This window comes from Streptococcus salivarius (assembly GCF_009738225.1).
Classification (GTDB): domain Bacteria; phylum Bacillota; class Bacilli; order Lactobacillales; family Streptococcaceae; genus Streptococcus.
Genome location: NZ_CP018187.1, coordinates 592,904 through 618,451, shown reverse-complemented (window position 1 = coordinate 618,451; position 25,548 = coordinate 592,904). Strand labels below are relative to the sequence as shown.

Below are 25,548 nucleotides of genomic sequence, written 5' to 3'. Positions count from 1 at the left end.
TTTCAAGGTTGTGTTGCAAAATTCTGACAATTCTTTTTAAAACAGTTCTTTAGTCTCTTAAAGAAAAAAACTCTGCTCTCTAGTAAGAGAACAAAGCTTTCTTATCATTATTTTTCAATAATCTTAGCAGAAAAGACTTCTTTGTCTGCTAACCCTTCAATAAAACTTCCATTGCTAGTACGATCTGAAAGATTTAGAAGGGACAAATCAACCTCTGCAGTTTCACCTGTCGTGGCTGTCACAAGCAAGGTCTGAGGAGTCTCCTCTGCTGGTGTTGCTAGAAGATCTATCTCACCACCAGAATTTTCTGTAAAGACTGGACCAGCCGTAAAGACGCGATGTGGTTTCGTCTTAAGCTCACGAAGAACTTGGAGACCTCGACCAGCTCGCTTAGCCTGTGGGATATCAGCTGTAGCCACACGTTTGAGACTGGCTCTTTGTGTTAGAAGGTAGAAACTTTGAGTATTTGCCACAAAAACAGCCTGAACGATATCATCGTCTTTAAGATTGATTGCCTTAACACCTGCTGCCTTGGCCCCAACTACTGGAACTTCGTCCGCGCTAAAGCAAAGGGCATAACCTCTTTGAGTGATAATCATGATATCATCCAATTGAATTGGAGTGACTGTGACAATAAAATCACTATCATCCTTGAGTTTAGCGTATTTAACCGACTTAGACTTGTAGGTACGCCATGGCGTAAATTCCTTGCGTTCGAAACGTTTAATCTGACCTAGCTTGGTAGCTGCTAGGTAAGTACCTGTTTCAAAATCATCCAGAATTTCGGCGTAAAGCACTTCTTCATCCTTAGATAAGTTGGAGATGGTTTGTGATAAATGCTCTCCCAGATCCTTCCAACGAATATCTGGCAACTCATGAATTGGACGATAAATCACATTGGCCTGATTGGTGAAAATCAAGAGATGTTGTGTCGTCTTAGCCTGCTGAACTAGAACTAAATCGTCATCATCACGTTTTCCAACTTCTTCAATCGTCGAAGCATTAAAAGAACGTGGGCTAGTACGTTTGACATAACCACCACGAGTGATGCTGACATAGGTTTCTTCTTCAACAATCAAACTTGCAGTATCAATTTCAATAGTCTTGGTTTCTGCTTGCAACTCTGAACGACGGTCGTTTCCAAATTTCTTCTTAATATCACGAAGTTCACGTTTCATGACATTAAACATGGTACGCTCATCACCAATGATGGCAGCCAAGGTAGCAATCTGCTCACGCAAATCGGCTTCCTCATTTTGGAGAGTGACAATATCCGTATTTGTTAAACGATAAAGTTGCAAGGTCACGATGGCTTCAGCTTGTTCTTCTGAAAAATCATAGCTGACTTTAAGATTTTCCTTAGCATCAGCTTTATTTTCAGAAGCTCGGATAAGGGCAATGACTTCATCCAAAATAGAGATGACACGGATGAGTCCTTCCACAATATGAAGACGTTTTTCAGCTTTTTCCTTGTCGAATTTTGAACGAGCAACGATAATATCACGACGGTGGGCAATGTAGCTAGACAAAATCTTTTGTAAGCCCACTTGACGTGGGGTGAAATTGTCAATAGCCACCATGTTGAAATTATAGTTGACCTGAAGATCCGTATATTTCAAAAGATAGTTCAGAATGGTTTGACTGTCAGCATCCTTCTTAAGTTCGATAGCAATACGCAAACCTGTACGGTCAGACTCGTCACGAACTTCTGCAATGCCTGGAACCTTGTTATTGACTCGAACATCATCAATTTTTTTAACCAAGACAGCCTTATTAACATCGTAAGGAATCTCAGTAACAATAATCTGTTCCTTGCCACCTTTAAGTTGCTCAATTTCAGTACGCGAACGCACAACTACTCGGCCCTTACCTGTTTCGTAAGCCTTACGAATCTCATCTTTCCCCTGAATAATAGCTCCTGTTGGGAAATCTGGGCCAGGCAAGAATTCCATCAACTTTTCCAGTTTAGCAGAGGGGTGATCAATCATATAGACAACGGCATCGATGACCTCTGCCAGATTATGTGGTGGAATGTCTGTGGCATAACCAGCAGAAATCCCCGTAGCCCCATTTACCAAAAGGTTTGGAAAGGCTGCAGGTAAAACAGTTGGTTCCTTCTCTGTATCATCAAAGTTCCAAGCCCAAGGAACGGTGTTTTTATCGATATCTTGAAGAAGGTAGCCAGCAATCTCTGACAAGCGTGCCTCGGTATAACGCATGGCCGCTGGTGGATCACCGTCCATAGAACCATTGTTACCGTGCATCTCAACCAAGATTTCACGATTCTTCCAGTCCTGAGACATACGGACCATGGCATCATAAATGGAACTGTCACCATGGGGGTGGAAATTACCCATAATGTTACCCACCGACTTGGCAGATTTACGATAGCCCTTGTCATGGGTATTGCCATCCTTATTCATGGAATAAAGAATACGACGTTGAACGGGTTTCAGACCGTCACGAATATCAGGAAGCGCACGCTCCTGAATAATGTACTTTGAGTAGCGCCCAAAACGCTCCCCCATGATGTCCTCAAGGGACATGTTTTGAATATTAGACATAATAATTCTCTTTTTATTGTTTTGTTGCAAAGTAAATCTATATTTTATAAATTTAACTGTTTCTTTGTAGGTAGTGAGAAAAGAAGAGTAATCCTACTAATCCTAGAATGAATAAAAGATTAATTTTAATAACAAATAAGCTAAGTAGGGTATTAATTAGACCGTGAAAAATGGCGCAAAAGAGGACCGAGTTAGTTTTTTTGAAAACAGCAGCTAGGAGAATACTGAGATAAATTGCAAATAGACTGAATAATATAAAAGGCATCCTACTTTGGGAACTTCCAATCACAAACCATAAAGGTACATGCCATACTGCCCAAATACAACCTGTTATCAAACTGGAAATCCAAAAGGAGAATCTAGTTTCCAAAGTTGGTTGCAAGGTGCCTCGCCATCCCAATTCTTCTTCTCCACCATAAACACAGACTGCACTCAAAAAAATAACAAATAAATTTCCTAGTGGAAAAGCTGGATTAATCTCCTTAGACGAGAAAGCAATAACACCCGCCTGCACGAAAATTAGTACAAGAAATAAGAAAATATATTTCTTTGAGTCCCCTAAGATAAAAGAAACTATGCTTTTAATTGATTTTTGAGGCAAACAAGAAATGGCTGCAATGGTGGGACCGAAACCTCCTAGCAGATGGAGAAAGACTCCCAGAGGACTTGTTAGACTTAAGAGGCCCATTTGCGTCAGGAAAACAAGTAATCCCCAACCAAATCCCCAAGAAATGAGAAAACTAATCAGTAAAAATTTTGTTATCTTATTATTTTGTAATGGTTTCATTTGTTTCGAGTCTCTCCTCAGCATACTCAATCATCTTCTCAGCCACTTCTTTATCGTAGTCAAATCCCATTTTTTGAGCAAGAGATTTAGCCTCTTGGTGGAAAAATTGCATCGTAGCAAACAATGACTGAGTAAGTTTTTCTACACTTGAAAAATCAAGCAGATTTGAGAATTTCTTCTCTTTCTCTGTAGGTAAATACTGGAAAAGATACTTGTAGTTCTTGCCGATACCGACTATTCCCCTATCACTTGCGACCTGCCAAGCCAAGACCTTCAAGACTTCTTGCTGGCAAATGCCATAGAGGTGATCAGTCGCATAGATAAGCTGATTTCTTCGTATCCCTTTGACGACATAAGTCGATACCCACCAAAATTCATTGCAGGATGTAGCAAATTCCTCTTCGGTAGGTGGACAAATCCAATAGCGCTTGTAATTAGGCTGATAGGCTTTAAACAAACCTTTATCGTCTTTTAGCACTCTGAAACCTGCCTCGCTGTCCACCCACTCTTGGATATGTTCTTTAGGACAGAGTGTCAAATCGATGCGATTGCCATCTTCAAAGAGCATCAGATAAAGTCGACGGTTGCCTAGGACATTATGTTGCTCAATGATACGTTTGCCAAAGGAGTCCAGCCAAGAAAGGTCACTCGTCAGATTATCTAAGTCGTCCACGACATAAACCACGTCGTAATCTTGAAATTCATCTTTTGGCGCTCTTGTATCCGTTCGTGAACCAGACATAGCGACAGCGTCAACCTGTAGCACTTTTGCGGTTTGCAAAATCACATCAAACATCTCGGTTTCAGTTCTCATGGGAATATCTGCCTTTTTAGTGAAAACTTTTGATTCTGTAGAGGACATGTCTATAAAGGGGACTGCCTGCTGGAACTTTTTCGTTATCAAATTCTTTGACAAATTCCATGCCTAGCTTTTGCATGATTTTTTGCGAAGGGAGATTGAGTAAGGATGTAAAAGAGTAAACTTCTGATAAGCCAGCTTGCTGGAAAGCGAAGTCTAGACAGGCTTGGGCAGCCTCCGTCGCATAACCACGATTCCAAAACTCTTTTCGCAGACGCCAGCCGATTTCTACAACTTCTTTTCCAGCAAAAATCCGTAAATCCGAATGGTGCAGACCTACCAAGCCGACAAACTCCTGACTGTCCTTTTCTTCAACAGCCCAAAGACTGTATCCATAAGCCTTAACTTCATCTTGAATACCCTGATAAAGCCGCAAGGACTCCGCTTGACTATATGGCTTTGGGAAATACTGCATGACCTCCGGATCCTGATTCATAGCGATCAAAGCCGGCAAATCAGATTCCTGCAAGTCCCGTATAATGAGACGGTCTGTTTCAAGAATAGTCATCTAAACACTCCTCTGCAAACTTTCTTACCTCACAACTCCTCAGCATTTGCTCTTGACTTCTGTATTTTCTGCACCTATCTTTAATTAAGTTATTTTTCATAACTATCTAGCTCCTCTTGTTTTTGGATGCCTCGTATTCTTTTCTTCTCAAGTTCGCCTACTATCAATTGGATAGTTGAGCAAATCCATAAAACGATTAAAATAAAATAAAACAATTTAATATCGTTTCTATGGTATATTTTAAAGCTTCTCCATAATACAAAAGTATTTACTAATAAATAGCATTAAATAGGAGTATTATAGCAAACTTACTCTTAAAATACCTATAATGTTTTCCAATCCTATAGAGGGTATATAGTGAGAAAACAATCATCAAAGGGGTGAAAGCAAGTGAATAAAATAAGATAAACCCTATTCCTGAGTATGGTTTACTTTCCATTGGTAGATCTAATAGACAGATACCAATAGTGAGGATATTCAATATAAACAAGGATACTGTGCGAGCACACTCTTTTCTACCTTTATTGATCGTTAAATCATATATAATTCCAAAAATGGCTAGGAGAACAAGGAAAAAAGGCAACATTAATAACGTAATCAATACCGCACCTCCAATAAGTTTTAGCGATTGTTTACATACAAAAGATGATCGTCACCTTTACTTGAACTTCATAACTTCCTTGTCTGGTAAAGACAATATCCTTCAAGTAGTATAAAGCGTCCCCTGAAGAAACAGGCCTGGGTGAGGTTTTCAGTTTGATTATTCAGGAGGAGATACTTGAGTTCTCCAGTCGACACTGCACTACGCTTCATGGCATTCAGGTATTCATCCTTATCAATGGCGTTCCAATCTACCACTTTACCCAGCTTCTGACGAAGCATACAATTTAGCCAAATCCGCATGGCGCGTCCATTCCCCTCACGGAAAGGATGGGCAATATTCATATCCGCATACTTATCAACCACTTGATCAAAATTGTCATGAGGAAGTTTATCAATATACTGTAAGGATTGCTCTAAAAAAATTCAGAACATATCTAAAAATTCGTATTTTACTCCAATAACTCAAAACACATATGTGTGTTTTAAGTTATTCCCCACTAGACAAGATATTCTTCAAGTGAGATTTCTTGTTTTAAAACTGGGAAAGGTGATTATTACTGTGGGATGAAGTCATTTCTATTTTCATTTTTAATAATCAAGCTTATCTTCCAATCCGTCTTGATATAGTTGATACAATTCTATAAAAATATTATCAATTAAAGTTAACAGTCCAAACCAAATAAAATAATTTCTGGATGCTTGAGTTTCATTAACTAATTTAGTTAATGTCGGTAAGTTTTGCTGATAAGATAAAGTATTATGTGCCAATCGATTACGTTGATTATACATATTTTCATACTTACATTTTAAATTATGCTCTATATTTTTAATATAAATAGTATATTTCTTATTATAGTCCCTAAGTTTATCTTCATATCCTTGCTCACTATCTCCTTCTTTTTTCTCTGGCTTCTTAGGTCTATTGTTTTCGTTTGGCATTGACACAAACATATTTTTTTCATCTTTCAAAAATTGATCAGTATCAATCCAATCATCTGATACAAAATAAGAAAAATCGGCACGAACCCAAGAAATTAGGTTTGAATCTTTAAATATTTCATCAATCTTTTGAGTAGTATTCTCTAATAAAATCTGTTTATTGATTTCATTTATACCAAAATCTATATTTATTCTCTTAAGTACCTGACAAAATTCTTTATAAATACTATTTTTCTGATCATATGCTGAATAAGTTCCTAAGTTAGCTTTTTCTAACCACCAATATCTAAACTCAAAATCATTTGTTCCCAACTCCCAAGCAATGCATTTCATCTTTTGCTCTTGAAAACCAGTCATTTTTAAGAATGTAGCTTGTAAAATGTAATCACACAAAGGGTAGGTTTCAATTCCATCACCGATACTATTAGTTGCAGCAACTGCTTCTTCCAAAATAGTAGTTATAGGAGTTAAAATAAAATCTGTATGCTTACTCACTAAAATACTCCTTATACAACTCAAGGGATTCTTTTAATCTAAGTCTAATATACTTCAAAGCATTGGGGCTCTTCTGATGATAGTAGCCATATTCATAGTCATATTCATAAGAATAAAGAGTGCCCTCAAACTCTTGGCCAGCTTTAATCTTCAAATCTTTTAATTCAGATATTTTATTGACAATCTCAGCTTTTAGATTACTATTTTTCTCAAGAATAAGTTTTTTCTCTTTAAAAACAGAAAAATAAATTAACCCAAACATATAGATATCTGCATCAATAATTGACGGGAAATTTTCTGGAAAAAAATCATATTCTAAGTTTTTAGAAAGAATTGAAATTTTATTATCAAAATCAAAATCAAAATCAAATTCTTCAGCAATTTTATAAACATAATCTGTATAAAACTGTTCAAGTTTATTTCCATTTCCCGCAGCAACTTGAGAAATATTATAATCTTGTTTTTTGTAACTATCCAAAATTGCTAGATAGCGTACAAAATCTAACTTCTTATCATTTAATTTAATATTTTTAAAAATATCAGGATCAAAAAATGGTTCTAAAGCATCATTCAAGTAATATAAAGATCGTCTGCTTTCTACATTCGACAATGCTTCCCCTTGAATGTTTATATGACGGAAAACAGAAGAATAAAACTTTATTTGCTCTTTTTTACGTTCTTCTCCATCATAACTAGGTACAATAAATGAAAAACCTAAATAATTATCTTTAAAAAAATCTTCTCCAATATCTACATTTAGAGTAATATATTGCTCCGTCTTTACCTTTTCTTTTATGCTTGCTTTTGAACTTCCGATTGATAGAAGTCTATTAAAATTCCAATCTACTCCTTTATAATCATTACCTTCATCAATTTCAGAATCATCATTGGTATTAGCTAGAGGAATGAAATCTTTAGGTGCCCAATCTTCACACTTACGATTCGGAAATAAATTTAAATAAGCAAGAAATATAGACGTTAAACGCTGTTGCCCATCTAGAATTAAATTTTTTCTCCCTTCTTCATCAGTAAAGGCTCCAACAGTAACTGGGGGAACAAATTCTTTTTTATTAAAACTTTCAATTAGTGTTTTAACTTTTTCTTGATTCCAAACATAATAACGTTGATAATCAGGTAATACAATATTCTTCTTTAAAATCAACTTAATCCAATGCTCTAAAGAATATTCTCCATAATAGACCTTATTTTTCATTCATCTCTCTCCTTTTATCTGTACTTCTTTCAAAACAACATTTCCCCACTCTCTTCCAGCGTAAACTTGACATTATCTTCAATCCATTGACGGCGTGGTGCTGGTTTATCTCCCATTAGGACTGAGACGCGGCGTTCTGCACGCGCCAAGTCATCAATGGTAACACGGATCAAGGTGCGGGTTTCTGGATTCATGGTGGTTTCCCAAAGCTGGTCCGCATTCATTTCACCAAGCCCCTTGTAACGTTGGAGAAGAGCGCCACGACCAAACTTTTGACGAAGTTCTTCAAGCTCACCATCAGTCCAAGCATATTCGACAACTTCCTTCTTACCTTTTCCTTTAGACATCTTGTAAAGGGGAGGCAGAGCGATATAGACGTGCCCTGCTTCAACCAGTGGACGCATATAACGATAAAAGAAAGTAAGTAACAAGGTCTGGATATGAGCTCCATCGGTATCAGCATCGGTCATTAAGATTTCTCTTTATTTTTTTATTTTAAATAGTGATTGGAATAATATAAAAGATGAACAGTAATCACTCCTCAGTTTACAATGTCCTTCCTTGACTTTGCAACTGTATCAGAATCGCTTTAACCTTCTTGGTTTCTATTTCGCCAACCACCAATTGAAGCATTGCACTTATCGCAATTAAAATGAAAGATACACAAGATAGTGTCAATGAAGTAGAAAGTTCCCCAAAGAATAAAATAAGGTTTAAGATTGTTAGACCGGTCATTATGGAGCCATTGATCACGAGAACTAGAGCTAATGGCATACGGAATAGCTTATAATGATAGATACTTTTTAAAAGAGCTGTGATACTACAAGCAACACTTAGAGGAGAAAAAACATAGACATAATAGAAAGCCAATAACAAACCCGAGTAGGTCCTCTGTGAGAAGGGATTATCTATCAAAGATAGAAGAAAGGTTAGCAGTACTAGTATAGAAAGGGTCAAAAAGCGTGTTTTTAGTGGTCTCTTTTTATAAACGCTTAAATAAGCTATTGCCCCTGCACATACAGGAAACACCACTTGAGGATAGTAAAGTAAAAAACTTAATACCTTAGATAACATAGGTTTACCTCATACTGTCTTTTCCTGACTTAGCAATATAGTCTTTATTTTTTTCATTTTCCTTTCCTCCTATTATAGTTTGAACAATACCAATTATCGCTAGGAGAAGAAAAATAAGGTACATAGATGAAGCAGGGAGAAATCCCAAAGACCCTTGTAAAAAGAGCAGATTGAGGAAAGCCAGTAATGTGGCAAAGAAACTATTAATAACTAGTAAGATTGAATATTTGGTTTGAAAGCGTATTAAATGTAGAAGACTTTTTATAAAAGCTATTAGCGAGAATGGCACATAAAACACTGAAAAGATCAACATATAGTAAAACACAAATAATAAACCTGAGTATGGACTTCCAAAATAAGAATAGAGAGGATTATCCACCACGAAGATTATGAGGGAAACTATAGATAGAAGAAAAAGGATAAAAAAGCGTGTTTTTATAGGTCGTATGCCATAAAAAATTAAGTATATGGTAGAAACAATAACCATAAGAATAATAGCAGGAACAGCTACATCTGCATGGTAAACCAGGTAATCAATAACATTAAAATCCATTTTTCTACCTCCATTGATTTCTAGTCAATGACACATCAAATAGTTAATAAACTATGTAGAAAATAAATAACTTATCTCTTTATAAAACCAAGCATCTATTGATAGTAAGCGTTCTCCCTAACTCTATCTTATTACTTTCCCTTCTGGTCTGCAACCTAAAATGCACCACTTTCCTCAAGCGTAAATTTAACGTTATCTTCAATCCATTGACGGCGTGGTGCTGGTTTATCTCCCATAAGGACTGAGACACGACGTTCGGCACGCGCTAAGTCATCAATCGTCACTCGGATAAGCGTTCTTGTTTCAGGATCCATGGTTGTTTCCCAAAGCTGGTCCGCATTCATTTCACCAAGCCCCTTGTAACGTTGAAGAAGAGCGCCACGACCAAATTTTTGACGAAGTTCTTCAAGTTCGCCGTCCGTCCAAGCGTATTCGACAACTTCCTTCTTGCCTTTACCTTTGGACATCTTGTAAAGAGGAGGCAGAGCGATATAAACGTGTCCTGCTTCCACTAGTGGACGCATATAACGATAGAAGAAAGTAAGAAGCAAGGTCTGGATGTGAGCCCCATCGGTATCGGCATCGGTCATGATGATAATCTTGTCGTAGTTGATATCGTCAAGGTTAAAGTCAGCTCCAACACCTGCACCAATGGTGTAAATCATGGTATTGATTTCTTCATTTTTGAGAATATCTGCCATTTTGGCTTTCTCAGTATTTAGGACCTTACCTCGTAGGGGCAGGATGGCCTGGAATTTACGATCACGGCCTTGTTTGGCTGAACCGCCGGCAGAATCCCCTTCGACCAGATAAAGCTCATTTTTCTTAGCATTTTTAGACTGGGCTGGCGTCAATTTCCCTGACAAGAGCCCCTTGTCTTTTTTATTTTTCTTGCCATTTCGACTGGCATCACGAGCTTTTCTGGCAGCTTCACGGGCATCACGGGCCTTGATAGCCTTACGCACCAAGTTAGAAGCCAGATCCCCATTTTCCATAAGGAAATAAGTCAGATACTCTGAAACGATACCATCAACAATAGGTCGAGCTAAAGGAGATCCAAGTTTGTCCTTGGTTTGTCCTTCAAACTGAAGGTGTTCCTCAGGAACCAAGAGCGAGATAACTGCTGACAAGCCCTCACGGTAATCTGACCCTTCGAGGTTCTTATCCTTTTCTTTAAGTAAGCCAGTCTTACGTGCATAATCGTTAAAGGCCTTGGTAATGGCAGATTTGAAGCCCGTCTCGTGGGTACCTCCGTCCTTAGTGCGGACATTATTGACAAAGGAAAGGATATTATCAGAGTAACCATCGTTGTACTGAAGGGCTAATTCTAGGTGAAATTCCTGCTGGTCTCCATCAATATAGATGACTGGTGTCAGCGTTTCCTTGTCCTCATTCAAGTAAGATACAAAGTCTTGAACCCCATTTTCATAGTGGAATTCTTCACGAACTTCTTCTTCGCCACGCAAGTCTGTCAATGTCATAGTGACATTCTTAAGAAGGAAGGCTGATTCTTTAAGACGCTCTGAGATGGTGTTAAATTTGAAGTCAGTCGTTGAAAAGATGCTCGCATCAGGCATAAAGGTAACTTTTGTACCTGTCTTAGACTTAGGCGCCTTACCAATCTTTTCAAGCCCTGTTACAGGGTGACCACCATTTTCAAAACGTTGGCGATAAACACTACCGTCACGGGTAATTTCTACCTCAAGCCAGCTAGACAGCGCATTAACAACTGAAGAACCCACACCGTGAAGACCTCCAGAAGTTTTATAACCACCCTGTCCAAATTTACCACCCGCGTGGAGAACAGTGAAAATAACTTCAACTGTTGGTTTACCCATGGCATGCATACCTGTCGGCATCCCACGTCCAGAGTCAGAAACAGAAACGGAACCATCCTTATTTAGGGTGACAGCGATGACATCACCAAAACCAGAAAGGGCTTCATCGACCGCATTGTCGACAATCTCCCAAACTAGGTGGTGAAGCCCTGTTCCATCTGTTGAGCCAATGTACATTCCTGGGCGCTTGCGAACCGCATCCAACCCTTCTAGTACCTGAATGGCATCATCATTATAATTATTTACATTTATTTCTTTTTTAGCCAAGAGTGACCTCCAAAATTTTCATCCTTATTATTTTATAAGTTTTCAGAAGAATTTGCAAAAGAAATCAAGAAAGTCCAAAAGATATCTTAAGGCTGACTGACTTTGTCAATTACTAGGCTGTATGCTATAATTATCTCATGAAAATCTTATTGTTAATCCTAATCGCCTACTTGTTAGGTTCCATTCAGACCGGCCTCTGGATTGGGAAACTTTTCTTCCATACCAATCTTCGTGAGCATGGCTCTGGAAATACTGGAACAACCAATACCTTTCGTGTTCTAGGTAAGACTGCTGGTACCATCACATTTTTAGTTGATATGTTCAAGGGTACCTTGGCTGTTCTTCTACCTATCTGGCTTGGTGTCACAGAAGTTTCACCTCTTGTCATTGGTTTCTTTGCCATTATCGGGCATGTTTTTCCAATCTTTGCTGGATTTAAAGGTGGGAAGGCCGTTGCGACAAGTGCAGGAGTGCTTCTTGGTTTTGCCCCACTCTACTGTGTATTCCTACTCTTGGTCTTTGCCCTAACACTCTATTTAACCAGCATGATTTCATTTTCAAGTGTCACTGCAGCAATTGTTGGACTTATTACGCTGGCTGTGTTTCCAGCCATCCATTTCTTACTAGATGGCTATGACCTTATTTTCACTGGCGTTCTTACCATCATGGCTTTGCTTATCATCTTCCGCCACACTGAAAATATGGGACGCATCCGCAGGCATCAAGAAAACTTGGTACCTTTTGGACTTAATTTAACGAAACAAAATCCAAATAAATAATTAATTACTATTGACCACTAGCCAAGCTAGTGGTTTTCTTGTTCTGCTAACTAACTGACAGCCCCAAGACAAATAATAAAAATCCGAAGGCTACACCTCGGATTTTTTTTAGGCTTAAGCTTTGAAGCTAACACCATTTTCTTTTAATTTTTTAACTGTCGCAGGCCCTACTCCCTTGAGGGCAAGAACTTCTTCTTCAGTCACAGTCGCAAAAGCCGCTACTGATGTCAAACCTTCATTATAGAGGGTCTCTACAAGGTTTGAACGAAGGCCTTCAACTTCTGGAAGTTCTGCGAAAGCTTCAAGACTAAGGTCTTTGGCTGCTACTTCTTCCTTGGCAGCTGTCTTAGTTTCAGCAACAGGTTGTGGTGCTACTGGTGGCACTGGTGGAACAGGCGCAACGGGTGGAACAGGGGCTTTAACATTATTGAAAAGTCCTTGTTTTTTCAAACGGTGTTTAAAAGCTTTCTTTTTATTTTTTACTTTAGCCATATTTAGTTTTCTCCTATTTTGATAGACGATACCTTTCTATAAAGTAGTATCGCCATTTTCTTTTTCATCCTTTATTAATAGTGACGTTCCCCGAACAAGCCATCTGGCATATCATGGAAACCTTTGCCAGCACGATAGTTGGCAAACTTACCAATTAGGAAATTGTAAGCATCCAATTTAGCTTCATAGCGGTAACTTGCATCACGTGCACGTTCATCGCCGTCTTCTTCCCAGATTTTCTTGCTAGCGGCCAAGGCCGTTTCGTTTACTTTAACTTGGGTAACAACCCAGGCTTCGAAGTCTTTTAGAAATTCTTGTTCGTAGGTCATATTTTCCTCTTCATTTTAAAAACCAGCTTAACGCTGGCTTCATTTTCTACTAATAATGTGTAGAGCTCATAGCCTTACAGTCTCCTATTATAACAAATAATTAGAAATTTGACTAGGTTCTAAACTCTGTATATAAGGCTTTAATGTCATTTGGACGTGTGCGACAGCAGCCACCTAAAATCTTAACTCCAAACTGAGCATGCCAATCTTTACTATGTTCAACTAAGGTTAGAGCATCCTTATCCTTAGGTTTCCAAGTCTGCGTACTGCCATCATAAACCTCACCTGAGTTTGGGTAAGTAATGAGGGCTTTTCCAGCATTTTTAAGAATAGCAAGAGCCTGATCATAAAGAAGAGGCGAACTACAGTTGATTCCTAGGGCCAAGATTTGGTCTGACTGGGAAACAAGCTTGGCAATCTCATCTAAAGAAGTCCCATCACTGATAGTGGCTGATTCTTGGATTGTAAAACTGAGATAAGCTTCTGATTCTGGAAATTCTTCAGCCAGGAGTTCAATCAAGGCTTGTGCTTCTAAACGATTTGGAATAGTTTCCAAAGCTAGCAAGTCCACACCTTGATCTAGGAGAATTTGAATCCTAGGCCGATGAAAATCCTTAAGCTCCTCGATAGTAATTTGACCATAATCACCACTATACTCAGAACCATTAGCCAAATAAGCTGCGTAAGGACCGACATCTCCAGAAATCAAAGGATATGGTCGTTTTGCTTTCTCAGTCTCATCTAATGCTGCCCATACCTTATCACGTGCATTCTTTGCCAACTGAACTGTCAAGACAATAATCTGCTCCGCTTCTTTCTCAGTAAGTCCAGCCTCCATCAAGCCTGGCAAGGTCGCCTGATAAGACGATGTGGTAATCAAGTCAGCCCCAGCGGCTACATAGGTTTCGTGGATTTTTTGAATAACTTCTGGCTTTTCAATAAGGTACTTAGCTGACCAGAGCTTACCTGAAATATCATGCCCCAGGGCTTCCATCTCTGTTCCTAGTGCCCCATGGAGGATAAGGGGAGATTTATTTTCCAAATAATCTTTAAATGTTGCCATACAAGGCCTCCTTACCATTTTTTAAAGCGAAGGTAGTGATAGAGGTAGCAGAAAATCATGAAAGGAATACCGAAGTAAAGTCCCGCACGTTGTGAACTATCCCAAGCAATCCCAAGCACAGAAACGGCCAAGAGAACAATTGTGATATAAGGTAGGATTGGGTTAAACGGTGTCTTGTAATCCAACTCATCATCAGAATGTTCTAAATTCCACTGTTTACGGAAGTTGATTTGTGCCAAAGGAATGGAGAGCCAGACAACAACAACTGCAAAACCAGCGATTGATACCAAAGCTAGATAAACCGTATCTGCAGCATAGATACTTGAAAAGAGCGATAAAACTGCTCCTGCCATGGAAATCAAAAGGGCTGTCATTGGAACACCATGCTTATTAATTTTCACTAGCTTTTTATTGAGCATTCCCTCATTGGCCAAAGACCAAAGCATACGGCTTGAAGCGTAGAGTCCCGAATTCCCAGCAGAAAGAATAGCTGTCAGGATAACAAAGTTCATGATGTCTGCCGCAAATGGAATCCCCATCTTGTCAAAAACATCAACGAAAGGTGCTGAAGATACCCCTGCTTCTTTCATGGGAAGAAGCGAAGCCAATACCACAATGGTCAAGACAAAGAAGATAACCAAGCGTCCAATGGTCGTTTTAATAGCACGTGGAACAGCCTCTTTAGGATTATCTGTCTCACCAGCTGCGATACCGATTAACTCTGTTCCCGAAAAGGCGTAGTTAACCGCTAACATGACTGACACAATGGCAAGACCACCATTTGGAAAGAGACCATTAGCCGTCAAATGCTTGAACATAATAGCTTCACGATGACCATCAAAGCTGACCAAACCAAACATAGCCCCCAGACCTAGGATGATAAAAACCAAGATAGCAATAACCTTTATAGAAGAGAAGAAAGATTCCGCTTCCGCAAAAGACCTTACGCTCAGAGCATTAATTCCAAAAATCACCAAGGCAAAGAATGCCGCAAACATCCAAGCCGGAACTGATGGAAACCAACGTTGCATCAACATGGCAGCACCCAGAAATTCTGTTCCCAAGGCTACCGTCCAACAAATCCAATAAAGCCAAGCTACCGTAAAGCCGGTTCCCGGACTGATAAATTTAGTGGCATAGGTGTGAAAAGATCCTGTTACTGGCATGGCAACAGCTAACTCACCTAATGAAAGCATGACCAAGTAAACAACGATAGCCCCCACAAGATAAGATAGGATCGCACCAAGGGGTCCTGCTTGTGCAATCGTATAGCCTGAGCTAAGAAAGAGACCAGTACCAATGACACCACCTAGCGAGAGCATAAAGAGGTGGCGTGAGGTCATCTTCCGTTGGAACTGACCTTCATTTTCATAATTATGGTTTTCCATAGATTCCTCCAATATATGTGATAAAACAAGCTTATCACAATATCATCCCCTTGGATAATAGGTGGAAACTATCAAAGAGATAGACAAAAACTATCGCAAGAAAAAACTCGGATCTCTCCGAGCTTTTCTTACAATTCTGCCAAAATCGTATCCCATGCCTCGTCATAGCCGTCACGTGTGACAGATGAAAAAACGATGAAATGGTCATTTTTGTCGAAATTGAGTTTTTTCTTAATAATCGATTCGTGCTTGTTCCATTTTCCGCGAGGAATCTTGTCAGCCTTAGTCGCTACAACGATGACCGGAATTTCATAATACTTGAGAAATTCATACATTTGGATATCGTCTTGAGTTGGTTCATGTCGGAGGTCAACCAAGCTAACAACGACACGAAGATTATCTCGAGTCACGAGGTACTCCTCAATCATTTTGCCCCATTTGGCACGTTCTTTTTTAGACACACGGGCATAACCGTAACCTGGCACATCCACAAAACGAAGCTTATCGTCAATATTGTAGAAATTAAGCAACTGAGTTTTCCCTGGTTTTCCAGAAGTACGTGCTAGGTTTTTACGACCAAGAAGTGTATTGATAAAGCTTGATTTACCAACATTCGAGCGTCCTGCTAGGGCAACCTCAGGGAGGTCATCTTGGGGATAGTGGCTCTTATTCGCCGCACTGAGCAAAATCTCAGCATTGTGCGTATTTAGGACTTGTTCTTCAGCCATAGAACCTCCTTATGCTGTTTCCAAAACTGGAGCAGCTGTGCCGTCAACGGCTTCTTTTGTAATACGAACCTTAGTCACATCTTCCTGGCTAGGAATCTCAAACATGACATCCATCATGACTTCCTCAATGATAGAGCGAAGGCCACGCGCACCGGTCTTACGTTCAATTGCCTTACTTGCAATAGCTTCAAGAGCATCCTGGTCAAACTCCAGTTCAACCCCATCATAAGACAAGAGGGTTTGGTACTGTTTAACCAAGGCATTTCTAGGCTCTGTCAAGATACGAACCAAGTCGTCAACCGTTAACTGTTCAAGGGCCGCAAGGACTGGCAAACGTCCGATAAACTCAGGGATAAGACCGAATTTTTGAATATCTTCAGCCACAATTTCTTGCATGTATGATGAGTCATCATCAATTGCCTTATTATTTTGACCAAAACCAATGATTTTCTCACCAAGACGTTGCTTAACGATATCTTCGATACCATCAAAAGCACCACCAACGATAAAGAGAATATTCTTAGTATCAATTTGAATCATCTCTTGGTTAGGGTGTTTACGACCACCTTGAGGGGGAACGCTAGCTACTGTTCCTTCGATAATCTTCAAGAGGGCTTGTTGAACCCCTTCACCAGAAACGTCACGAGTGATTGATACATTTTCACCCTTTTTAGCAATCTTATCAATCTCGTCAACATAGATGATTCCACGTTCCGCACGTTCAATATTGAAGTCTGCCGCTTGGATCAGTTTGAGGAGGATATTTTCCACGTCCTCACCCACATAACCTGCCTCTGTCAATGATGTTGCATCCGCAATCGCAAATGGAACATTCAAGCTACGAGCCAAGGTCTGAGCCAAGAAAGTCTTCCCTGAACCAGTTGGTCCAATCATGAGAATATTTGATTTTTGCAAATCCACATCATTGTCTTCACGACTTTCTGTGAAATTGATACGTTTATAGTGATTGTAAACAGCTACCGCCAAGGCACGTTTGGCACGGTCCTGCCCCACGACATAGTTGTTCAAAATATCTAAAAGTTCTTTTGGCTTCGGAGTTTCAGCCAAGTCAGCCAAAACTTCTTCTGCCATTTCCTCACGAATAATTTCTTGTGACAAGGCCACACATTCGTTACAGATAAAGACGCCATTCCCAGCGATAATTTTCTTTACTTCTTCTTGGTTTTTGCCACAAAATGAACAATAAACCATTTCTTCATTACGATTTCCAGCCATTTATTCCTCACTCTTTTCTAAAATAGGGTGCCATAGAAGGCGTGAATAGTATTGACAAGGTTAGTAAAAGCATTTAAAAAGAGAAAAACTGCTAACCCATAACGTTTCTTGCGAAAGGCAGGAATGGCAGAGAGGACACAAAGCACTCCCAATAATGCAGTAAATAACCCAAAAACACTACGTTGCATGAACCTAGTCTCCTTCTTTTTCATAGCGACTTATGCTAAAGTCGTAGGCATTTTTATCATCCTTGACCGCGCGGTCACGTGATACCTCTTTAAATGCCGTCATATCTAGTTGTGGAAAATACGTGTCTCCCTCTAAATCAGCCTCAATAGTTGTCTTGATGAGTGCATCATAATGTCCATCAAAAGCCTTGTAGACACCAGCACCACCAGCAATATAGAGGTCCTTATCTTGCTGTTCGAACCAAGCCAGAGCTTCCTCAACACTCGTAACGGTCGTCACACCCTCACAGTCGAAGTCCTTGTCTCTTGTCAAAATCAAGGTTTCACGTCCTGGTAGGCAACGACGGTTCATGCCATCAAAGGTCACACGTCCCATGAGAATTGCTGAGCCCATGGTCGTTTTCTTGAAATGTGCCAGTTCAGCAGGCAAGTGCCAAGGCATGGTGTGATTCTTCCCAATAACATGGTTATGAGCTTCCGCCCAAATAGCAATGAGTTGTTTAGACACAGTATTTCCTTTTCTTTTTAAGTTTACAATCCATTCTAACAAAAAAAGAGAAAAAGAGCTTGGAAAAAACTTTGCCAGCTCTTTATGGGCTTAAATCATAAGCATTTATTAAATTGCTAAGTCAAATTTGAGTTGAGGTTTAACAGGCTCATAGTCAACCAATTCAAAATCTTCTGGTTTGATATCAAAGAAATTCGTTCCATCAGGAACATTGAGGACCAAGCGTGGTTGGCAATCAGAGGGCTGACGTTTGAGCAGTTCTTCGGCTTGCTCAAATTGATTGTCATAGATATGGAGGTTGTTGATGAAATAAAAGAATTTACCAACTTTCCAACCAAAGTGCTTGGCAATCATCATCTGAAGAGCCACATACTGCATGGCATTAATATGATGAGCCACCAGCATATCGTTAGAACGTTGCGTCAAAGTGGCGTCCAAATAAATGTCCTCGCCCACACGACGAACGTCAAACATGGTTTGGAAGGCACAAGGCTGAAGTCCTGCTGTCTCCTCGAAGGCCTCGTAATCCCAAAGGGAGATGACATTACGGCGATTCCACGGATTAGCCTCCAACTGAGCCAACAAACGGTTAATAATATCGTGCTTCTTAACGACCGCCCCATAACGCTGACCAATCGAACGCTTGTCCCCATTATTAGCAGGTACGCCTTCAACTTCCCAGTCATTCCAATAATGCACATTATACTTATCTTCAAGGACATCTAGGCTATTTGACTGGTCTTGGTAAATCCAAAGCACTTCTTTGATAGCAGATTTGATAGCAATAGGACGAAGAGTGGTAATAGGAAACTCTCCCTTGCTCAAATCATATTCAGCAAAAGACCCTGTAATATATTTGGAATTGGCTGTAGTGCCATCCTTGTATTTAGGACGTGCTTGCTCCGACCAAACACCCTCTTCCATGATTTTAGTGATATTTTCTTTAAATATAGTGTCTGCTTTTGTCATGATTTTCCTCTTTATTCAATTGAAAACAAAGTATTTTTTGAGACTTTCCTTAAGTGATTACGGACGTCTGCGAACTTCCAAGACTAATTTTTGAGCCTATGGTCTCAAAAATTCCGAGTGTCTGTAAACAAAACACTTTATTTACGGACACTTATCTCACAGCGGAAAGTCTCACTTAACGCTCGCAATGATTTCAATATATAACAACAATTTTACTTTTCTAACATAGCTAAAAAACTAGTAGAGTGCCACTTCAATTTTACCTTATTCTAGTGCAAATGAGAAATATAAGCTATGGCAATACCCAAAGTAAGTCGTTTAAAATCCCCTAGTTCCTATCAAAAAATGAGATATAACTAACTATCAAAGTTTTTTCAAGGCGAAAGCGCTCTTTTATGGTAAAATCACTATAGATTAGTATCTTCTGGATACTCTACAATGAAGAAAAAAAGGAAACATCATATGTCTATTGGAATTGATAAGATTGGTTTTGCGACCAGTCAATATGTTCTAAACATGGCTGATCTCGCTCTTGCCCGTGGGGCGGAGCCTGAAAAATTCAGCAAGGGGCTGATGCTTGATGCAACCAGTATTACGCCGATTACAGAAGATATTGTGACGCTTGCCTCTGATGCGGCGGCTGATATTTTAAATGACGACGACAAAAATGCTATCGATATGGTCATCGTAGCTACTGAGTCTTCCATTGACCAGTCTAAGGCTGCTGCTGTCTATGTCCACAGTCTTTTAGGTATTCAGCCTTTTGCTCGTTCTTTTGAAATGAAGGAAGCTTGTTACGCTGCAACTGCTGGACTTAACTATGCTAAGTTGCATGTGGCAACTCACCCAGATAGCAAAGTTCTGGTTATCGCTAGTGATATTGCCCGCTATGGTGTCGGATCTTCTGGGGAGTCAACTCAGGGAGCTGGTGCTGTAGCTATGCTAGTCAGTCAGAATCCACGTATTTTGGAACTTGCTGATGATAATGTGGCACAAACTCGTGATGTCATGGACTTCTGGCGTCCAAACTACAGTTCAACGCCTTATGTTCAAGGCATCTATTCAACCAAACAGTACCTTGACAGTTTGAAGACAACTTGGGTAGCTTATCAAGAACGCCATCAGGCTAACTTTGCTGATTTTGCTGCTTTTTGTCTCCATCTTCCTTATCCTAAGCTAGCTCTTAAGGGACTTAATAAGATTATTCCAAAAGATTTGAATCCAGAGAACAAAGAGCGTCTGACAAATAACTTCGATGCTTCAATTACCTATAGTCGTCAAATTGGGAATATCTATACAGGGTCACTCTATCTTGGACTTCTTTCTTTGCTTGAACAGTCGCAAGACCTTAAAGCCGGAGATAAGATTGGCTTCTTCTCTTACGGTTCTGGAGCTGTCTCTGAAATTTTCTCAGGACGTCTGGTTGAAGGTTACAAAGACCTGCTTCGTTCGGACCGCCTAGATACCTTTGCCAAACGTCAACAATTAAGCGTTGCTGATTATGAAAAACTTTTCTATGAGGAGGCGCAGTTGGATGACACTGGTTCTACTCAATTCGCTGATTACCAAACCGGAGCTTTCCGTTTAGCTGAAATCTCTGAACACCAACGTATCTATAAAGGACATTAATATGACTAAACTCTCTTGGACTGGTTTTTCCAAGAAGACACCGCAAGAACGTAAAGAGCATTTGAAAACGAATGCTCTTTTGTCTCAGGAAAATCAAGATCTTCTGGATAAGGACCAACAACTCACCCTTGAAACAGCCAATCAGATGGCTGAAAATGTCATTGGTCGATTCACACTCCCCTTTGCCATTTGCCCAGATGTATTGGTAGATGGTGTGACCTATCAGGTTCCCATGGTTACCGAGGAACCCTCAGTTGTGGCTGCTGCTTCCTACGCTAGCAAGCTCATTAAGCGTTCTGGTGGTTTCACGACTACAATCCATGACCGTCAAATGATTGGCCAAGTTGCCCTCTTTGACGTTCCTGATAAGGATAATGCTTCAAGCAAAATTCAAGCAGCCAGTCAGGACCTTATAGAGATTGCCAAAGAGGCTCACCCTTCTATTGTTAAGCGTGGGGGCGGCCCTCGCAAGCTCTGGACTGAGACTAAAGGAGACTTCCTCATTGTCTATCTAGCCGTTGATACCCAAGAAGCCATGGGAGCCAATATGGTCAACACCATGATGGAAGCCCTGGTGCCAGAATTAGAAAACCTGTCAGAAGGTCAAAGCCTCATGGCTATTCTCTCAAATCTAGCCACTGAAAGTCTTGTGACAGCGACTTGTCGTCTTAGCACACGCTTCCTCAGTCGTAATAAGGAAGAGGCACATGACCTGGCTAAGAAAATGGAGATGGCCAGCCAACTGGCTCAGGTGGACCCCTACCGAGCAGCTACCCATAATAAGGGAATTTTCAATGGTATCGATGCCCTAGTTATCGCGACCGGAAACGATTGGCGAGCAGTTGAGGCCGGTAGCCATGCCTATGCAAGCAAGGATGGTAGCTACCGAGGTCTGTCCACATGGACTTATAATCAGGAATCTAAGGAACTAGTTGGAGAATTATCCCTCCCCATGCCAATCGCAACCCGTGGCGGTTCTATCGGACTTAACCCTAGTGCTTCTATCGCCCATGATTTGCTTAATCATCCAGATGCCAAAACCCTAGCCAGTATCATCGTCTCTCTTGGTTTGGCACAAAATTTGGCTGCTCTGAAAGCTCTGACTTCAACAGGAATACAAGCAGGACATATGAAACTCCAAGCCAAATCCCTGGCTTTGTTAGCTGGGGCCAGTCCTGAAGAAATGCCTCAAGTTTTGGCTGAACTTCTCAAGGCCAAACATATGAACCAAGAAACTGCACAAGCAATTTTGGAGAAACTCAGAACCCCATAAAAAGAGAATATGAAGCAATAAAATATCACTCTGCCTTATCACATAAAAAATAAAGATGTTGGAAATTTTATCTCAACATCTTTTTCATATCTCACAAGTTCTGACTTGACTTGAATTTCTATAATGTTATAATCTAGTTATGAAAACTAGATAAAGAGGTTTTTATAATTTGACAACACAACAATACCCTCTCTGGGAAGAATTACCAGGGATTGAACTCTATTTGGATCAGGTTTTGCTCTATGTCAATCAGGTCACCCAAAGCACTTTGGGACCAAACGACAAGGGGCTAACCGCCTCTATGGTCAATAATTATGTCAAACATGGCCATGTCGCAAAACCCATCAAGAAAAAATATAATGCTGCTCAGGTAGCTAGACTTATTGTCATCACTAGTCTAAAGACCGTCTTTGAGATTTCTGAGATTGCTAAAACCTTGGAAATCCTACGAACAGATGCTGAAAGTCAAAAGAGTTACTACAATGACTTTGTAGCCTGTATGAATGGTCAGTTTCCCCAAGAGGCTCCGCAAGTCATACTCTCAGCCTGTCAGACGCTTCAATACTACCGAGCTACCCATCAACTTTTGAACGACCTTGAAGGAGGAAACAATGTCTAATACTGCTACTTTTAATACTTCTCCCAACCTCAAACTCAGTAAAAAACTTAGCTTTGGTGAGGAAGTGGCTAACAGCGTGACTCACGCCGTCGGAGCTATGGCCATGCTAGTCTTATTGCCAATTACTGCTGTTCATGCCAACAACGGCTACGGCATGACTGCTGCCATCGGGATGTCCGTTTTTGTCATCAGTCTCTTCCTCATGTTTTTGAGTTCAGCCATCTATCATGCTATGGATTATAACTCACCCCACAAGATGGTTCTAAGAATTATTGACCACAGCATGATTTATATCGCCATTGCTGGAAGCTACACCCCTGTTGCCCTCTCACTGGTTGGCGGATGGCTAGGCTACAGCATCATCGTCCTCCAATGGGGAACAACAATTTTTGGTATTCTCTACAAAATCTTTGCTAAAAAAATCAATGAAAAATTCTCCCTCTTCCTCTATCTGATGATGGGATGGTTGGTTATCTTCATTATTCCAGCTATCGTCACTAAGACAGGACCTGCCTTTTGGGGACTCATGCTTGCTGGAGGATTGTCATACACGGTTGGTGCAGCTTTCTATGCTAAGAAAAAACCATACTTCCACATGATTTGGCACCTCTTCATCATGTTGGCTTCGGCTCTTCAATATATGGGGATTGTCTACTTTATGCTTCCTTAAAGTCAAAGACATCAAGGTGTTATGGTATAATAAGGAAGTACGGAGGTAAATCATATGAAAAAAGAACTCAGAAGAGATCCAAACAACAAAATTATTGCCGGTGTTTGTTCTGGTATCGCTAAATATCTTGACATTGACCCTGTCATTATTCGCCTTATTTGGGCTGCAGCGATCTTCTTATTTGGAACAGGTTTTCTTTTCTACATCATTTGCTGGATTATTATCCCAGAAGAAAGCAAGTGGTAAGCTATAATTGAAGATACAAAAAAGGTTTGCCAATTGGTAAACCTTTTTAGATTGAAGATAAAATTTTTGAAATTTCCTTAAATAATACCGGACCTTAGATGAAATTGTTCAGTGGATGATTTCAGGAATCTAGGAAGCTCCACTATATGTTTAATATTAGCAAAAATGACCTTATTCTCGTGAAAGCAAGTCATCATGGTCTCTAATCCACTTTTTTATTTGATATAAAAGTGGTAAGAAATCTTTTCCCAAATCGGTTAACCCGTAATAAACTGGAGAACCCGTACTAGCTACACCTTCACGACTGATTATGTTAATTGACTCTAACTCACGAAGATTTTGAGCAAGAACCTTTCTAGATATTGTTTTCAACCTTCTTTCAAGTTCCGCAAAATGGAGTGTCTCATTTTCTAAAGTTAAAATAATAAATACAGCCCATTTCCCTAACAAGGGTTGAGCAAGCTTGCGTAAACAGATTTCGTTTTCCATGTTACTTTTAGGTACCTTCTTTTTCTCATTATTAAAGTCTGTTACTATTGTACTACATTTCGAAAGGAGTAAAGCATGGTATTTTTTAAAACAAAAGAATTCGAATTTGAAGCACGACGTGTCATGTGGTACTGCCCTAAAGGTGGAAGTGACTTTGCCGAGGTTGAAAATATCTGTCAACAAATTAAAGACGGCAACTACGAATCTTGGTATCATGGCTGGAAAAACGGTGCTGAAAAACTATTAAAACGTACTCAACGATATTCTTCTAAAATTAGTCAAGGACATGCTTTTTTGCGAGCCAGTCGTTATTTTCAAGCCTCTGAATTTTTTCTTTCCCCTTTGGATAAAAGAAAAATAGACGTCTACCAATTATCAGTTCAATATTTTTATGAGGGGCTCAAGATGTTAGAAATCCCTTATCGTTTGGAAATGATTCCATATGAGAATATCTCATTACGTTCTCTTTATTTCACTCATAAGACAAAAACGTGCAAAGGAACATTCTTTATCTGTGGTGGTTTCGATGCCTTGTTAGAAGAACTTTACTTTACAAATGTTGTTGCAGGAATCGAAGAAGGTTATAATGTCATCATTTTTGAGGGACCAGGTCAATCCTCTGTCCTTAGAGAACATCATCTTCCATTTATCCCTAATTGGGAAAAAGTTTGCCAAGCCATAATTAATTACTACGAAAATCAAGTTTCTAAACCTTTTATCGGAATTGGTCTATCCTTGGGCGGTTTGCTAATGGCTCGCGCACAAGGAAATAAAAATGACTTATTTGATAGTATTGTTTTATATAATTATTTTCCAAGTGTCCTAGAATCCTTTAAAAATAGTATCTCTCAAATATTCCATCGTTTCATTGATGATGAGATACCAAGTTTTTTTGAAAAGTTAGCTATGTTTTACATACAAAGAAATAAGTTTTTAAATTGGCAAGTTGAACAGGCAAAGTGGAATTTTGGAGAACCCTCACTATCTTCTTTAATAAAACGATGTAAAGAATTTAAGGAGATAACTATTTCAGGGCCTGTTCTTGTACTTTTATCCACTAATGATATGTATTACGATAAACAACTAGGATTTAAGTATTTTGAAGCCATACCGTCAAAAGAGAAAAAATTAATCATTTTTGATAAAGAAAACTACTCAAGCGACCTCCACTGTCAGAATGGTTCTGCTTTTGATAGTAATGATGAAATCTTTGAATGGTTAAGTGAAATAGAGTTGCCTTAA

At 39.6% G+C, this 25,548-nt stretch carries 26 protein-coding genes and 3 pseudogenes; 7 read left to right on the top strand and 22 right to left on the bottom strand.

Annotation, left to right across the window (positions count from 1 at the left end):
• Positions 1 to 107 precede the first annotated feature (107 nt).
• The 12 genes and pseudogenes from parC to parE all read right to left on the bottom strand — a co-directional run bounded on the left by parC (position 108) and on the right by parE (position 11,700).
• The gene (parC, locus tag BSR19_RS03135) at positions 108 to 2,564 is read right to left on the bottom strand and encodes a DNA topoisomerase IV subunit A (protein WP_060972429.1); all 2,457 of its coding nucleotides are present in this window, start codon (positions 2,562 to 2,564) and stop codon (positions 108 to 110) included.
• 52 nt (positions 2,565 to 2,616) lie between these two features.
• Positions 2,617 to 3,351 carry a CPBP family intramembrane glutamic endopeptidase gene (locus tag BSR19_RS03130; RefSeq protein WP_037597568.1) on the bottom strand — a complete coding sequence of 245 codons (735 nt, stop codon included), beginning with the start codon at positions 3,349 to 3,351 and terminating at the stop codon, positions 2,617 to 2,619.
• Positions 3,332 to 4,165 carry an aminoglycoside 6-adenylyltransferase gene (locus tag BSR19_RS03125; protein ID WP_037598079.1) on the bottom strand — a complete coding sequence of 278 codons (834 nt, stop codon included), beginning with the start codon at positions 4,163 to 4,165 and terminating at the stop codon, positions 3,332 to 3,334. Before BSR19_RS03125 ends, BSR19_RS03130 begins: the two co-directional genes overlap by 20 nt.
• A gap of 16 nt (positions 4,166 to 4,181) precedes the next feature.
• On the bottom strand, positions 4,182 to 4,718 hold the full coding sequence (locus BSR19_RS03120) for a GNAT family N-acetyltransferase (RefSeq protein WP_002890361.1): 537 nt from the start codon (positions 4,716 to 4,718) through the stop codon (positions 4,182 to 4,184).
• Positions 4,719 to 4,807: 89 nt separating this feature from the next.
• Positions 4,808 to 5,304: pseudogene (locus BSR19_RS11585) on the bottom strand (hypothetical protein).
• Between the two features lie 83 nt (positions 5,305 to 5,387).
• A pseudogene (locus tag BSR19_RS03115) lies at positions 5,388 to 5,744 on the bottom strand (Fic family protein); the annotation flags it as partial.
• A 165-nt stretch (positions 5,745 to 5,909) separates the two neighbouring features.
• Entirely contained in the window at positions 5,910 to 6,755 is an 846-nt protein-coding gene (locus BSR19_RS03110) for a hypothetical protein (protein WP_037597558.1), read from the bottom strand.
• A complete protein-coding gene (locus BSR19_RS11450; protein ID WP_002890358.1) occupies positions 6,748 to 7,968 on the bottom strand; it encodes a DUF262 domain-containing protein in 1,221 nt (406 codons plus the stop codon). Before BSR19_RS11450 ends, BSR19_RS03110 begins: the two co-directional genes overlap by 8 nt.
• 29 nt (positions 7,969 to 7,997) lie before the next feature.
• A pseudogene (locus BSR19_RS03095) lies at positions 7,998 to 8,444 on the bottom strand (toprim domain-containing protein); the annotation flags it as partial.
• A gap of 70 nt (positions 8,445 to 8,514) precedes the next feature.
• Positions 8,515 to 9,042 carry a hypothetical protein gene (locus BSR19_RS03090; RefSeq protein WP_156246550.1) on the bottom strand — a complete coding sequence of 176 codons (528 nt, stop codon included), beginning with the start codon at positions 9,040 to 9,042 and terminating at the stop codon, positions 8,515 to 8,517.
• Between the two features lie 4 nt (positions 9,043 to 9,046).
• Positions 9,047 to 9,595 carry a hypothetical protein gene (locus BSR19_RS03085; protein ID WP_156246549.1) on the bottom strand — a complete coding sequence of 183 codons (549 nt, stop codon included), beginning with the start codon at positions 9,593 to 9,595 and terminating at the stop codon, positions 9,047 to 9,049.
• 155 nt (positions 9,596 to 9,750) lie between these two features.
• Positions 9,751 to 11,700 carry a DNA topoisomerase IV subunit B gene (parE, locus tag BSR19_RS03080; protein ID WP_156246548.1) on the bottom strand — a complete coding sequence of 650 codons (1,950 nt, stop codon included), beginning with the start codon at positions 11,698 to 11,700 and terminating at the stop codon, positions 9,751 to 9,753.
• Between the two features lie 137 nt (positions 11,701 to 11,837).
• Here parE and plsY point away from each other — a divergent pair, with 137 nt between their 5' ends.
• Positions 11,838 to 12,479, top strand: a complete 642-nt coding sequence (gene plsY, locus BSR19_RS03075; RefSeq protein WP_156246547.1) for a glycerol-3-phosphate 1-O-acyltransferase PlsY — start codon at positions 11,838 to 11,840, stop codon at positions 12,477 to 12,479.
• A gap of 114 nt (positions 12,480 to 12,593) precedes the next feature.
• Here the strand turns inward: plsY and BSR19_RS03070 are convergent, their stop codons facing one another.
• The 9 genes from BSR19_RS03070 to BSR19_RS03030 all read right to left on the bottom strand — a co-directional run bounded on the left by BSR19_RS03070 (position 12,594) and on the right by BSR19_RS03030 (position 19,380).
• The gene (locus BSR19_RS03070) at positions 12,594 to 12,971 is read right to left on the bottom strand and encodes a helix-hairpin-helix domain-containing protein (protein ID WP_156246546.1); all 378 of its coding nucleotides are present in this window, start codon (positions 12,969 to 12,971) and stop codon (positions 12,594 to 12,596) included.
• Positions 12,972 to 13,045: 74 nt separating this feature from the next.
• A complete protein-coding gene (locus BSR19_RS03065) occupies positions 13,046 to 13,300 on the bottom strand; it encodes a DUF1912 family protein (RefSeq protein WP_002886199.1) in 255 nt (84 codons plus the stop codon).
• 112 nt (positions 13,301 to 13,412) lie between these two features.
• Complete coding sequence (gene mmuM, locus BSR19_RS03060; protein ID WP_156246545.1) at positions 13,413 to 14,363, bottom strand: homocysteine S-methyltransferase; 951 nt, start codon at positions 14,361 to 14,363, stop codon at positions 13,413 to 13,415.
• A gap of 11 nt (positions 14,364 to 14,374) precedes the next feature.
• Positions 14,375 to 15,751 carry an amino acid permease gene (locus tag BSR19_RS03055; RefSeq protein WP_156246543.1) on the bottom strand — a complete coding sequence of 459 codons (1,377 nt, stop codon included), beginning with the start codon at positions 15,749 to 15,751 and terminating at the stop codon, positions 14,375 to 14,377.
• A gap of 128 nt (positions 15,752 to 15,879) precedes the next feature.
• Positions 15,880 to 16,479, bottom strand: coding sequence for a ribosome biogenesis GTP-binding protein YihA/YsxC (gene yihA, locus BSR19_RS03050; RefSeq protein ID WP_002885996.1), 600 nt, complete (start codon positions 16,477 to 16,479; stop codon positions 15,880 to 15,882).
• Between the two features lie 9 nt (positions 16,480 to 16,488).
• Complete coding sequence (gene clpX, locus BSR19_RS03045; RefSeq protein WP_002890340.1) at positions 16,489 to 17,715, bottom strand: ATP-dependent Clp protease ATP-binding subunit ClpX; 1,227 nt, start codon at positions 17,713 to 17,715, stop codon at positions 16,489 to 16,491.
• A gap of 17 nt (positions 17,716 to 17,732) precedes the next feature.
• On the bottom strand, positions 17,733 to 17,903 hold the full coding sequence (locus BSR19_RS03040) for a hypothetical protein (protein WP_002886174.1): 171 nt from the start codon (positions 17,901 to 17,903) through the stop codon (positions 17,733 to 17,735).
• 4 nt (positions 17,904 to 17,907) lie between these two features.
• Positions 17,908 to 18,411, bottom strand: a complete 504-nt coding sequence (locus tag BSR19_RS03035) for a dihydrofolate reductase (RefSeq protein WP_073950795.1) — start codon at positions 18,409 to 18,411, stop codon at positions 17,908 to 17,910.
• Positions 18,412 to 18,519: 108 nt separating this feature from the next.
• A complete protein-coding gene (locus tag BSR19_RS03030) occupies positions 18,520 to 19,380 on the bottom strand; it encodes a thymidylate synthase (protein WP_060971323.1) in 861 nt (286 codons plus the stop codon).
• 462 nt (positions 19,381 to 19,842) lie between these two features.
• On the opposite strand from BSR19_RS03030, the gene BSR19_RS03025 reads away from it, so the two are divergent.
• The 5 genes from BSR19_RS03025 to BSR19_RS03005 all read left to right on the top strand — a co-directional run bounded on the left by BSR19_RS03025 (position 19,843) and on the right by BSR19_RS03005 (position 23,817).
• Positions 19,843 to 21,009 (top strand): hydroxymethylglutaryl-CoA synthase, encoded by a 1,167-nt coding sequence (locus BSR19_RS03025; protein ID WP_038675548.1) that lies wholly within the window; start codon positions 19,843 to 19,845, stop codon positions 21,007 to 21,009.
• A 1-nt stretch (position 21,010) separates the two neighbouring features.
• Positions 21,011 to 22,282: a hydroxymethylglutaryl-CoA reductase, degradative gene (locus tag BSR19_RS03020; RefSeq protein ID WP_013990948.1), complete on the top strand. Its 1,272-nt coding sequence runs from the start codon at positions 21,011 to 21,013 to the stop codon at positions 22,280 to 22,282.
• Positions 22,283 to 22,451: 169 nt separating this feature from the next.
• Positions 22,452 to 22,901: a DUF1836 domain-containing protein gene (locus tag BSR19_RS03015; RefSeq protein WP_060972437.1), complete on the top strand. Its 450-nt coding sequence runs from the start codon at positions 22,452 to 22,454 to the stop codon at positions 22,899 to 22,901.
• Positions 22,894 to 23,571, top strand: coding sequence for a PAQR family membrane homeostasis protein TrhA (gene trhA, locus BSR19_RS03010; protein ID WP_060972438.1), 678 nt, complete (start codon positions 22,894 to 22,896; stop codon positions 23,569 to 23,571). The genes BSR19_RS03015 and trhA overlap by 8 nt, the downstream gene beginning before the upstream one ends.
• A 54-nt stretch (positions 23,572 to 23,625) precedes the next feature.
• On the top strand, positions 23,626 to 23,817 hold the full coding sequence (locus BSR19_RS03005; protein ID WP_002886147.1) for a PspC domain-containing protein: 192 nt from the start codon (positions 23,626 to 23,628) through the stop codon (positions 23,815 to 23,817).
• A gap of 171 nt (positions 23,818 to 23,988) precedes the next feature.
• On the opposite strand, the gene BSR19_RS03000 is transcribed toward BSR19_RS03005, so the two are convergent.
• Positions 23,989 to 24,306, bottom strand: coding sequence for a winged helix-turn-helix transcriptional regulator (locus BSR19_RS03000; protein WP_060972439.1), 318 nt, complete (start codon positions 24,304 to 24,306; stop codon positions 23,989 to 23,991).
• A 75-nt stretch (positions 24,307 to 24,381) separates the two neighbouring features.
• On the opposite strand from BSR19_RS03000, the gene BSR19_RS02995 reads away from it, so the two are divergent.
• The gene (locus BSR19_RS02995; RefSeq protein WP_060972440.1) at positions 24,382 to 25,548 is read left to right on the top strand and encodes a dipeptidyl aminopeptidase; all 1,167 of its coding nucleotides are present in this window, start codon (positions 24,382 to 24,384) and stop codon (positions 25,546 to 25,548) included.